Raw genomic sequence first — 12,901 nt, forward strand, 5'->3', positions numbered from 1 at the left:
CAAAGTCGAAAAATGGTAAATTATGATTATGCAAAAAAACCTAAATATGGCATTACGAAAGTCTATGTACCTGTTTTTCCATATTTCCAAACCCATTTTTTAAATAATTTTAAACATTTTACTTTTTTATGGTAAAAAAAGTTCCTTATACCCAATATTTCCGAGCCATAACCCAATAATATGGTTTTCATCATAATAATAGTGACTTTAGACTTTCTTTTTAATCAAACGTTTGATTAAAGTTTGAAGGCCACTATAATAATTCGGCCTGACTCCGATCTATTTATTCAACAGAAACAGGGCATATCTATTCCCAATGGTTCTGGGAAAAGAAACAGCCTTTATAATTAATACATGATTCAATGTCATATAACCCGTTCCAAGAAATGTTTCACAAACCGAGCACTTTCCACATTCGTACAGACGCGGATTCTTGATTCGCCATCCTTTTGACCGATTGTCCTGCCTGTTTCTTCACCCTCGGTCACCACCTTGACGTTCATCCATTCTGCACTCACAAAACTTGAATCAATCGCAACCCCGACTGCAAGCGGATCATGAAGGGCGCAACCGCCCAAACCTGGATGGGAGTTTTCATATGCTTTCATATAATAATCGGTCATTTCCGCTAAAAATTCGGCGCTTTCCTTACCAGTGGCACGCCAATCATCAAGCTTCGATTTCAAAAGATATGTTTGCAGCGTCACATCAAGCCCCACTAGGGTGATTGGCAGTCCTGAAGCAAATACCTGATGTGCTGCTTCAGGATCTGATATTATGTTCGCTTCAGCATAAGGGGTTACATTTCCTGGTACGTTTACGGCACCGCCCATAATAACGACCTCTTTTACTAAGGACATGGTCATTGGGGCCTTTTTAATCGCCAATGCGATGTTAGTCAGTGGTCCAACTGCAATAATCGTGATTTCATGCGGTCGGCTTTGCACCTGATCGATAATGAAATCCACTGCATTTCCTTGTGATGCTTTGATGGTTGGTTCAAACCGAAGGGTATTTCCTAACCCGTCTTCCCCATGTACATGCTTGGGATACCTCTTCTTCCTTCCGCGTACCAAAGTTTGGTCAGCACCTTCAAAAACCGGAATGCGCCTATTTAATTTCTCCAAAACGGCAAGCGTATTGCGGGTCGATTCAACAACGGGCACGTTACCAAAGCAAGTGGTAAATCCGAGCACTTCCAATTCAGGGGAATTTAAAGCATATGCCATCGCCAGGGCATCATCAATCCCAGTATCTACATCAAATATGATTGGTTTCAATATTTCCACACCTTCCAAAACACTTTTTAATCTCTTTCATATGTATAAAGAATCACTGTTTTCCAACTGAATTTTAACATTCAACGATAGACACTTCCACAGAAAGTTAGGAATAATCATAATTTGCAAACAAATGACAATGCCAGCTGGTTCTTGTATCTACCAGTAAAAATAGTTGACCACCCATAAATATCAATGATATAAAAAGTGAAAAGAGAAGTTGTACATTAGTAGTGACCTAACTCCTTTTCAACTTGTTCGATGCAATTACTTCTACTCCAAAGGTAGTTATGAATACATGCGTTACGAATATGATATCCAAGGTGGAAAAAGGATGAAAATGTTTAAATTGATTGAAGATGATCCTTCTGCGTATAAAAAAGGAACAAAATTCTTTTTAATATCACATTCAGAATTCATTGGCGTGAAAAGTTATGTATTATTGGCTGAAGATATGAAAGGAAAGATTGAAGTAACTGAAGAGGAATTGATGAATAAATTCGTTTCCATCCATTGATCCCAAGCGGCTAAACTTAAAAAAGAGGGAATTCCATTTCTGAAATTCCCTCTTCTTTCTTATTTTAAGTCTTCAATCGAATCAATATCGACGTAATCAGGTACGACCAGACCAAGCTTTGTTCCTTTTAAGTTTGGTCCAAGGTCAACAATTTCATCTTTGTACTTATTATAGTATTCAAGATGTGTTCCCGGGAGCCATGCGGCCACCATGGCGTCCGCACTTCCGTTTGCTACGCCGGCAAACATCGGCCCCACTTCAACCTGACTTAATGTTACATCATAGCCATTCTGCTCCAGCACTTTGCTAATCACATTGGTACTGGCAATTTCAGTGTCCCAGGCAACATAAACCAGTTTGATCTTTTCACCATTTCCTGATTGTGCTCCTTGGGTCCATTTGGACACTTTGTCCTGATTTTTCTTTATCCAATCTTCTGCTGCTTCTGAAGGAGACATCCCATCAGCAACCTTGACCATTACATCTTCCATATCTTTTGTTTCCCAGTAGAATTGATCAAGAATTTTATAGGCACCTGGTGCATCCTGTTCAAGTCCTTTTCTGGCAATGGAATTGATGTTTTCAGCCTTGCCGAAGGATCCATTCGGATCTTCGAGATATTTCAAGTCATATGTCGAGAACATCCAATGTGGTGACCAGCCAGTAACGACGATTGGTTCTTCTTTATCAATCGCTTTTTTCAATTCTGCAACCATTGCTGCCGATGACCCTTCAACCACGTTCCAGTCATCCAGCTTATAATCATCAATAGCCGTTTTAGTCAACTTCATTATTCCTGCTCCAGGTTCAATTCCGATGATTTCATAATTGGCTTTGGCAGCAAGACTGTTTTGATCCCCGTCCACTGCTTTTTCTTTTGTAAAAGTACTGAATAGTGCAGTACCCACAACAAGTAAAGCCAAAATCGTAAAAATGATTTTCCTGCTTACGATATGCTCGTAAGCTGGTTTACGAAGGTTTTGCGTGATACGATCGAGTATGATTGCAATGATTACGATGGATAATCCTGCTTCAAATCCTTGCCCCACATTAATTTGGCTGACAGCCCGGTAGACATCCGCCCCAAGTCCTGGTGCTCCAACCAAAGAGGCTGTAACAACCATGGATAGTGCCAGCATGATGCTTTGGTTAACTCCTGCCATAATCGTTGGAGTAGCCAATGGTATTTGTACTTTGAATAACTTTTGGCTGCTGGTTGAACCAAATGCATCAGATGCCTCTATCAAATCATTAGGCACTTCCTGAATCCCAAGATTGGTCATTCGGATTGTTGGTGCGATCGCGAAAATGAATGACGCGATGATTCCAGGCACCACCCCTATTCCAAAGAATAAAATCGAAGGAATCAAATAAACGAAGGCAGGCATCGTTTGCATGAAATCCAAGATTGGGGTTACGATATTGCGCACGGTTTTATTTTGGGCACACCATATTCCGATCGGTATTCCGATCAATATGGTGAGGAATCCTGACAAAATAACGATCGCCAGTGTTTGGATGCTTGATTCCCAATAACCAAGATTATCAATCAATAGTAAGCTGATTAATGTAAATAATCCTAATGTCCATTTGCTTGTATAGGTAACCAGAAGGGTCAGGACGATGATTAAAATGATAGAAGGTCCTGCACTCATTACATCGACCAAGATATTCAATAAACCCTCAATCACATTTGTTATAAATGTAAATAATCCAGCAAATACAATGGTAATCCAATCCACTAAAGAATCGACCCATGCTCCTAGTGGGATTTTCGGCATATTCATTGAATTATTCACTCTCCATTTCATTCAAGGAATCTTTATTTCCGGCCAAAGCACCGATAACGGCACCGCGAAGAAGAATTCCTTTAATTCTGTTCTGATCATCGATGACTGAGATTGGCAAGCTTGAAGTCGCCATCACATCCATGAGGTTTCCAAGTAATTCATCCTCTTTTACAGTTGGGATATCGGTTGTCATCACTTCAGAAATCGATTGGTTATTACTCATTGCCTGACGTGCCTGTTCAGCAGTCACCGCCCCCAATAACTTCTGCTTCCTATCCACAACGAAAATGCTGGAATACCCTTGTTTGCGCATGATTTCCAAGGCAACCCTCGGGCCTCTGTCCACCGCAATCTTCTCTGGGCGTATCATCACATGAGACGCTGTCAATACTTTTGATAGATCAACATCTTCCACAAACTTCTCGACGAATTCATTGGCTGGATTCATCATGATTTGTTCAGGGGTACCCAATTGAATTACACTTCCATCTTTCATAAGGGCAATTCTATCCCCGATCCTTAATGCTTCATCAAGATCATGGGTAATGAAAATGATCGTTTTTTTGTACTGATCTTGTATTTGAATCAGTTCATCCTGCATATCCTTACGAATCAATGGATCAAGGGCACTGAAGGCTTCATCCATCAGTAGGATATCCGTATCACTGGCGAGTGCCCGGGCTAACCCAACCCTTTGCTGCATACCGCCGCTAAGCTGTGATGGCATCTGATTTTCGTAGCCTTTCAATCCAACGGCCTCAAGAGCCTTCATCGCATTTTCATGACGTTTTGCCGGATCCACTTTTTGAATTTCGAGCCCGAATTCAGCGTTTTCCAATATCGTTTTATGCGGAAATAAAGCAAAGTTCTGAAAGACCATGCTTATTTTCTTTTGTCTGACTTCCCTTAACCGGGCAGCATTCATCTTCACGATATCTTCATCATCAATTAAGATTTCACCCAAAGTGGGATCGATCAAACGATTGAACATGCGGATCAAAGTGGATTTCCCGCTACCTGATAGGCCCATGATGACAAAAATCTCGCCGGGATAAATCTCGAAATTAACATTATTCACTCCGACCGTTTGTCCCGTTTCTTTCAAGATTTCTTTTTTCGTTTTGCCTTGCTTCAATAAGTCTGTTGCTGCTTTTGGAGATTTGCCAAAAATTTTCGAGACATTTCTGACTTCTACATACGGCTTCATCAAGTCACCTCATTCTAATAGTTGCCCATATGATATTCAGTTTTGCTGAATTCCCCCGTTTTATGCGAGTGATGATTATTAATGCACAAGTACCTTGAAATAACCGAAAATCTACCCCATTACTTTTACGGAAGTGACACTTATTCAGTGCACAGGGCATAACGTGCATAGAAAAATAATCTATATTTATTATTCCCAAGAAGTACTTCTTTACTTGGATTATATTATGTGTGATAAATTGAGCATTTCAAGTAGGAAAAAAAGAGGTGCAATCACAACTGAGGAAACAAGCAGGCACAACATATACCAACTGTAATATAAACGATTCCACTTAGAGTTTTGTCCAGATGGACTTACGACTACCCTCTAATGTATTTCATTTCCTTAACCAGGTGGAATGGTACTTGCAGTGCAGTATAACACCAAAACGCATAGAAATATGATTATGGGATTCCCAATGTGTCTTATTGGAGCTAGCAGGGAAAAGAGATGCAATACAACTGAGGAAACTAACAGGCACAGCATATACCAACTGAAATATAATGGTTTTTTATTTTAGGGTTTTGTTCAGTCCCAGCACACGGAATGAACCGCTATCCCTAAAGTACTTCATTACCTTAACAAAGAATGAATATAAATTCAAATGATGTGGGGCGGAATTGTTGTGTATATACGTTAAGATGGTGCACCATATGAAAGTGGCACCATCCCTCTATAAACATTGACTTAGCAACGGTTTAAGCAATAACCGGGGCATCGAAACATTTTTTCAGACCCACGATTTATCATTTTTTTTAAATGGGAAATAATCTTACAATCGAATACTCTTCGAGGACAAAACCAGAAGTACAAAAAGACGATATATGGCTACTTAGTTATAGATTGACTTCTTTCAATTAATCCATTCATAGAGCCTCTTTGGCTGTACAAGTTTTCAATGTTGCAAAAGATATTAAAAAAAATACAGCCCATCACCAACATGTATTTTTACTAAACCGGTGTGACCAATCGCTACACCTCTATTGCCTAACTGTTCATTATCAAGATTTTATTTTCAATCATTTTTTGTTATTTTAAAATATTTTTTATGAGGTTGTCCGGCAGATAACAACCGTATTCCCCCAAATGATATCCTAACATCCCTAGAGTTCTTGTTAAACAAAATCCTAATCTGCCCCTTTAGATTAAAAAAACTATTAATCTTTATCTTTTTACAATCTGATAAACCAATAAAATATTATCCACTGAAGAATGAGCCCATTCAATTATATTCGTAAATGCATATTATGAGCTTACACCAACAATGGGAGTATTAGCTTTATTAGATGACGCTTTGCTATTTGGTAAATCGTTCTTTCTAAGAATTGGAATAATGGTGAGCGATAAATAATGATTACACTCATACACTTCAAACAACCGTTCTGTTAAGCTAAGTAACCTTTATCCTCTTTATAGAAAAATAATAAGAAGTCTTAATGTTTGTATACTCGGTTTGTATACAAGCCTACGTAATTCCCGTCAATAAAATCGTAAGTTTCTGATTTTTCAAGTAAAAATGCATTCATACAGGAATAGATAATTTCTATGAAGCACCCACCAAATAAAATTTTTATTCTCTAGAATGATTTCTGATTGTATAAAACTTTTTAAGAAAAGCTAAAAATCACGCTCCACATTTTAAAGAATGGTGAGCGTAACTTGTAATACGGCGGTCTTACCACAGGAGGATTGATGAAGATGTATCCATTAAAAAGAGAAAAAATAGAATCGAACTCTTTTTTTGAAATAGACAAAAGCTTTACTCCCATCCCTTTTACTTGTAAATCATGTGGGGAAACCTATGATGAATCTCTTATGAAAATAGAATTGAATGTATGTCCGAAATGCCAATATCACTACCCCGTTACAGCTTATGACCGCATTTCAATGCTTACAGATAGTAGTTCTTTTTCGGAATTCAATAAAAGTTTAATTTCCGTTGACCCGTTGAACTTCCCTGAATATACAGATAAATTAATTTCTGATAAGAATAAGACTGCATTAAATGATGCGGTTATTACTGGGGAAGCTTCCATAGGTGGCTATCCGGTTGTGATTGGTGTCATGGATTCTCGTTTCCGTATGGGAAGCATGGGATCAGCAGTCGGTGAAAAAATCACAAGAGCCATTGAGAAGTCATTAAAAACACGAAAACCATTTATATTGTTTTCAGCAAGCGGCGGAGCTCGCATGCAAGAAGGAATTCTTAGTCTCATGCAGATGGCAAAAACAAGTGTTGCTTTAGAACAACTAAACTACGAAAAAATTCTTTTCGTATCCGTTTTAACCAATCCTACAACGGGTGGAGTTTCTGCTAGTTTCGCTTCATTAGGTGATATCAATATTGCCGAACCACAAGCTTTAATTGGCTTTGCAGGAAGACGCATAATTGAACAGACTATAAGAGAAGAACTTCCAGAGAATTTTCAAACCTCTGAATTTTTATTGGAACATGGGCAACTGGATATGGTTGTAAATAGGAATGAATTAAAACAATCATTAACAACCATTTTAAAAATCCATCATCTCAATTTCAGGGAGTGTTTTAAACGATGAATTTGCAAGAATTAAAACAACTGGAAAATCAAATTGCTGAACTGAAAGAGGTGTCTACAAAGCATAATCTTGACCTTAACGAAGTATTAAAAAATCTTGAGCAAAAAGTCAATGAAATCAAAATTCATCTTAATGAAAATATGGAAGTTTGGGATAAAATTCAACTATCTAGAATTCAACAACGCCCAACTACTTTAGATTATATCCACCATATTTTTGAAGACTTTATTGAACTTCATGGTGACAGACTTTATGGGGAAGACCCTGCATTAGTTTCAGGAATAGCTACCTTCGAAGGAATGCCTATAACTGTTTTAGGAAATCAAAAAGGTCAAAATACAAAAGACAATATCTATCGTCGTTTTGGCATGTCGCAACCTGAAGGCTACAGAAAAGCCATAAGAATTATGCAACAAGCCAATAAGTTCAATCGCCCCATCGTAACATTTATTAACACGCCAGGGGCCTTCCCAGGACGTGAGGCTGAAGAACGTGGACAATCTCAAGCTATCGCCCACAATCTTCGTGAAATGGCTAGTTTTGGAGTACCAATCATCTGCTTTGTAGTTGGTGAAGGTGGGAGTGGTGGTGCGTTGGCTCTAGGGATTGGTAATCGAATCTACATGCTAGAAAACACATTTTATTCGGTTATTTCACCTGAAGGAGCAGCAGCAGTGTTATGGAAGGATGCCACACAAGCAAAACGAGCAGCTGAAGTATTGAAAATTACGGCTAAGGACTTGATGGAACTAGGGGTGATTGATGAGGTCATCAAAGAACCTGTTGGTGGAGCACATATTGACACCCCACTTCAATCGCAATTTATCAAAGAAACATTACGAAAGGCATTACAAGAACTTGGTCAATTAGATAAAGGCATTCTACGTCAACAGCGTTTTGATAAGTTTCGCAAAATTGGTGAGTATATGGAAGAAAGGAAATTTAATTAAGTATATTAACCATTATTTTCCAACGTGTTCATAGACCATTTCATATAGTCGATAGACTTAACAATACCTTCATATATCTTATAAGACAAAATATATTATCAATGTCTTTCCTCCCCAATTAACCTGAATTATTATATATCCTATTGTTACAATATTCATGGCCATGCCAAGTAACCCTCCAAACCCTTTTGGAAGGGCTTATCTCTGTTTTACAAAACGGTTAATTAATCTATATCAAGGTAAGTTCCTTTCCTATTAAACAAAGCATAAATTCAATGAACCTCTCCAACTTTATCGAACGACTTCACGTTTTAATTCTTCTGTATATGTTTTAAATGTTTATCCCTTTTCCTCCATAAAAAAATCCCCTCCAGGTAGATTATTAAGGACATCTTGTCACTCTACTTGTAGGGGGATAATGGGATAATACTTCTTAAAAAAGGAATATCCCTAAAATGAAATTGATATAGTGCGTATTGATTCAATCATCTCCAACTGTTACTTCGGCTTAATCAACTGACCGATGATCATTTTTTCATCACTTCAAATTATTGTTTGTTTTGTTTCTTGGCGGTAAGAAACCTTGTCATTTAAAGGCTTCTAACGATCCTAACAAAGAAAGTTGTATTTTTTAATAATTAATCCAAATAAATTATTAAAAGAAGTCTCATGTCTATTTTGCATTCCTATGTTCATCAAAATCAATTTTGCAATCCTTTAGCGGAACTACTTTTGTTTTCTTAATGAACTTATATCCAAGCCACATTACCAGAAAGAATGGAATGCCAAGATAGGCAGCGAACACACTGGCCCAGTTAATTTCATCGCCAATGAAGGCCTGATAGTTTTGCGCCGATAAAACGAAAAAGCAAAGAGCAAAGGAAAATATCGGTCCAAAAGGAAACCACTTTGACTTATAGGGAAGATCGTCCAGTGAATACCCTTGAGCAATATAGGCTTTTCTAAACCGATAATGGCTCGCCGCTATTCCCAGCCAAAATATAAATCCAGTGACTCCAACAGCATTCATAAGCCAAATATAAATAACTCCATCACCGAAAACGGAAGCAAAAAATGCCAGCATCCCTACAAGTGAAGTGACTGCCAGTCCCCAAATGGGAACGCCGCGCTTGTTAAGCTTCCCAAAAATACGCGGTGCCAGCCCTTCTTTTGCCATTGAGTACAACATTCGGCTCGTCACGTAAAGACTCGAATTTCCAGCGGATAATACAGCTGTCAAAATGATGGCATTCATCACGGAAGCAGCGAATGCCAGTCCCACTTTTTCAAACACCATCGTAAATGGGCTAACCATGATCGTGTGTCCTTGCAGACTGCCATTCGTATAAGGAACGATCAGTCCAATAACAAGTATGGCTAGGATGTAAAAGAGGAATATCCTCCAGAAAATGCTGCGAACTGCACGAGGTACATTTTTTGCCGGGTTTTCACTTTCACCGGCTGCAACACCGACTATTTCTGTACCTTGAAAAGAAAATCCAGCAGCAATGAAAATACCCAATGTAGCCAAAAAACCACCGGCAAACGGAGCGTCACCAACTGTGAAGTTTTTAAAACCAATCGCCTCTCCGTTCATGATTCCAAATATCATCAATATTCCGACTACTATAAAAATGATGATGGTTGCCACTTTAATGAGGGAAAACCAATATTCCCCTTCGCCATACCCTTTAACGGATACGTAATTCAATAAGAATATTAAAACTAAAAACAATGAACTCCATAAAAAAGACGAGCTGTCAGGAAACCAAAACTTCATTACCATCGTTGCGGCAGATAGTTCCGCGGCAAGTGTCATCGCCCAAGTGAACCAATAGTTCCAACCAAGCGCAAACCCTAATGCCGGGTCGATGAAACGCGTAGCATAGGTACTGAAAGCTCCGCTGACTGGCATAAATGATGCCAGTTCACCTAGGCTTGTCATAATAAAATAAACCATTATGCCAATTACTGTGTAAGCGACCAAAGCACCGCCAGGTCCTGCAGAGTGAATGGCCGGCCCGCTTCCGAGAAACAGCCCTGTACCAATTGCACCGCCTAGCGATATCATCGTAAGGTGGCGCGCTTTCAGCTTCCTTTGTAAAGTATTTGACGGCTGGTTTTTTTCATTTATGACAGGTGGTTGCAATTGCCGATTTTCCAAATTAGATTCCCCTCCAAAAATGCATTTTTAATCTAGCACGAATAGGTAAAGCCAATCATTCCATCAATGGTCATTTCCTGCATTTATTACTATTTCAAGGTCATTTTCTCTAAAGCTGAGACCTTTTTGGATTTCTGGGATCTATGTAGCATTTACATAACGATGTTAGGCTTAAAACCCAAAGGGCTATAAGCCTAACTTTCATTCGGATATTCCGCACTTCATATTATGTTGTAGGTAAACTCCTATGAATAAATGAATTCCAATCGATTTGATGTAACCAGCTAGCCGTTGCTTCAATATCTTTAGAAAAGATACGATCTTGTGTAATGCTTGGAATGAGCTTTCTTGCTTCCGTATAAAACTCTTTTGTAAACGGAGCCATCTTTTCTGTTCCGCGGTATTCCACCGCCTGTAAGGCACAAATGAGCTCAATCGCCAAAACGCGGCGTACGTTCTGAATGATTTGATGTGCGTGTCGGGACCCAATCGTTCCCATGCTTACATGATCTTCCTGGTTCGCTGAAGATGGAATGGAATCAACACTTGCAGGATGGGCGAGTGTTTTATTCTCAGAAACTAGTGAAGCGGCACAATATTGCATGATCATCGCTCCCGACTGCAAGCCAGGTGACGGACTTAAGAATGGCGGTAAATCATTCAGCTGAGGATTGACGAGTCGCTCAATGCGGCGCTCTGAAATGTTCGCAAGCTCTGCAACAGCGATTTTCATGAAGTCCATCGCAAATGCAATCGGCTGGCCATGGAAGTTACCCCCTGAAATAACCTTTTCCCCATCGTCAAAAATAAGCGGATTATCCGTCGCTGCATTCATTTCAATTTCCAGTTTTTCTTTTACATAATCAAGTGTTTGCCATGATGCCCCATGCACTTGCGGAATGCAGCGGAGCGAATAAGCATCCTGTACCCGCAGTTCCCCTTGCTTCGTGATGAGCTGGCTGCCGCTGATCATGCGACGAATCCGTTCCGCGACCTCTGTTTGCTGGCGGTAGCCTCGTGCTAGATGAACATCGGCATCAAAGGCATCTTCTATGCCGCGTAAACCTTCTAACGTCAGTGAAGCGATCGCTTCAGTTTGATGTGCCAGCTGTTCGGCTTCAATGTAATTGACGAGGCCCATCCCAGTCATGGCCTGTGTTCCATTTATTAATGCAAGACCTTCTTTTGCTTTAAGAGTCAGAGGAAGAATGCCTTCCTTCGATAAAGCTATGATGGCCTCCATTCGCTCTCCTTTATAAAACACTTCCCCTTCTCCCATCAATACTAGCGCCAAATGGGAAAGCGGCGCCAAGTCCCCGCTTGCTCCAAGAGATCCTTGCTGAGGGATGACCGGATGGATATGGGCATTCAAAAGATCGATCAAACGTTCAATGACGACAGGACGCACACCGGAAAACCCTTTTAATAGCGCATTGGCACGGAGAAGGACCATAGCTCTCGAAACGACCTCAGGAAACGGCTCCCCGACTCCGCAAGCATGGGAATGAATCAAATTCCACTGTAGCTGCTCTGCGTCCTCTGCATCAATCAATACATCGCTGAATTTTCCAAAACCTGTTGTGATGCCATAGATGACTTTCTTTTGCTTCACGATATTTTCAACCGCTTCCCGGCTCTTTTCAACTTTCTTGACACTCTCGGCAGAAGCCGTGACAAATGCCTCCCCATATAACACTTTTTTTGCTTCTTCAATCGTTAAAGTTTGGCCCGTTAACATAATCATTTCCTGCACCCCTATTCTTTTTTTAAACAAACAAAAGGAGGCCGTATTGACAGACTTATCCAGTCTTTCAATACAGCCCCCTATTTCACTAAATAACTATAGGCTTTTAATTATTTAAATGTGGTTAATTCCCAAGCCAACGGCTTCATGTTCAAATCCCCGAACCGGTGCTCCAATCGTTCCATACACGGCTACAGCAATCCATTCACCTTCGTCCCCGTTTTTAAACGGCCTGCCCCGAACGATGGCAAACCGAAGTCCCGCAGTCCTCAAAAGACCGCCAAGCTCAACCTGGCCGCGTGTCACTCCTTGGAGTGCTTCGATGATCGCATGATACAGCGCATGCATTTCACGATACATATCGGGATTGACTAATCCAAGTCTTTTCGCTGATGTCTCAATGGCCGCAACTATTTTCTGCAGCTCCATTGAACCGACTTTACCTTTTCCATAAAGCCAATCCATCCGCTTAAGGTCATTCGTCAATATGACTTCTTCTTCTTCGTTCGCAAACGCGTACATGATTGCATGGCGCCCGATTCTTCTGTCGAATTCCTTTGTCATGCAGGTACCTCTTTTACAATTTTCTAAATACACTAATAACTAAATATTATTGTAAGCGGATACAAGCCGTTCGGTCAATATATTTTTTAA

9 protein-coding genes are annotated in these 12,901 nt (G+C 39.9%); 3 read left to right on the forward strand and 6 right to left on the reverse strand.

Annotation, left to right across the window (positions count from 1 at the left end):
• Positions 1–365 precede the first annotated feature (365 nt).
• Positions 366–1,280, reverse strand: coding sequence for a nucleoside hydrolase (locus ACWF5P_RS23380; RefSeq protein ID WP_434168343.1), 915 nt, complete (start codon positions 1,278–1,280; stop codon positions 366–368).
• Positions 1,281–1,614: 334 nt separating this feature from the next.
• Between ACWF5P_RS23380 and ACWF5P_RS23385 the strand changes: the two genes are divergently transcribed.
• Positions 1,615–1,797: a hypothetical protein gene (locus ACWF5P_RS23385; RefSeq protein WP_260359254.1), complete on the forward strand. Its 183-nt coding sequence runs from the start codon at positions 1,615–1,617 to the stop codon at positions 1,795–1,797.
• A gap of 59 nt (positions 1,798–1,856) precedes the next feature.
• Here ACWF5P_RS23385 and ACWF5P_RS23390 read toward each other — a convergent pair whose 3' ends face one another.
• Both ACWF5P_RS23390 and ACWF5P_RS23395 read right to left on the reverse strand, forming a co-directional pair.
• Positions 1,857–3,584 carry a glycine betaine ABC transporter substrate-binding protein gene (locus ACWF5P_RS23390; protein ID WP_434168342.1) on the reverse strand — a complete coding sequence of 576 codons (1,728 nt, stop codon included), beginning with the start codon at positions 3,582–3,584 and terminating at the stop codon, positions 1,857–1,859.
• Between the two features lie 4 nt (positions 3,585–3,588).
• Entirely contained in the window at positions 3,589–4,794 is a 1,206-nt protein-coding gene (locus ACWF5P_RS23395; RefSeq protein WP_101225643.1) for a quaternary amine ABC transporter ATP-binding protein, read from the reverse strand.
• A 1,737-nt stretch (positions 4,795–6,531) separates the two neighbouring features.
• Between ACWF5P_RS23395 and accD the strand changes: the two genes are divergently transcribed.
• Positions 6,532–7,389 (forward strand): acetyl-CoA carboxylase, carboxyltransferase subunit beta, encoded by an 858-nt coding sequence (gene accD, locus ACWF5P_RS23400; protein ID WP_230178649.1) that lies wholly within the window; start codon positions 6,532–6,534, stop codon positions 7,387–7,389.
• Complete coding sequence (locus ACWF5P_RS23405) at positions 7,386–8,339, forward strand: acetyl-CoA carboxylase carboxyltransferase subunit alpha (RefSeq protein WP_434168341.1); 954 nt, start codon at positions 7,386–7,388, stop codon at positions 8,337–8,339. The genes accD and ACWF5P_RS23405 overlap by 4 nt, the downstream gene beginning before the upstream one ends.
• 673 nt (positions 8,340–9,012) lie before the next feature.
• On the opposite strand, the gene ACWF5P_RS23410 is transcribed toward ACWF5P_RS23405, so the two are convergent.
• The 3 genes from ACWF5P_RS23410 to hutP all read right to left on the reverse strand — a co-directional run bounded on the left by ACWF5P_RS23410 (position 9,013) and on the right by hutP (position 12,811).
• Positions 9,013–10,410 (reverse strand): amino acid permease, encoded by a 1,398-nt coding sequence (locus ACWF5P_RS23410; protein ID WP_434169593.1) that lies wholly within the window; start codon positions 10,408–10,410, stop codon positions 9,013–9,015.
• Between the two features lie 319 nt (positions 10,411–10,729).
• On the reverse strand, positions 10,730–12,247 hold the full coding sequence (gene hutH, locus ACWF5P_RS23415) for a histidine ammonia-lyase (protein ID WP_101225639.1): 1,518 nt from the start codon (positions 12,245–12,247) through the stop codon (positions 10,730–10,732).
• A 114-nt stretch (positions 12,248–12,361) separates the two neighbouring features.
• Positions 12,362–12,811, reverse strand: a complete 450-nt coding sequence (hutP, locus tag ACWF5P_RS23420; RefSeq protein ID WP_095392619.1) for a hut operon transcriptional regulator HutP — start codon at positions 12,809–12,811, stop codon at positions 12,362–12,364.
• Between the last annotated feature and the right edge of the window lie 90 nt (positions 12,812–12,901).

It is taken from the genome of Peribacillus sp. NPDC055009, from assembly GCF_053608705.1.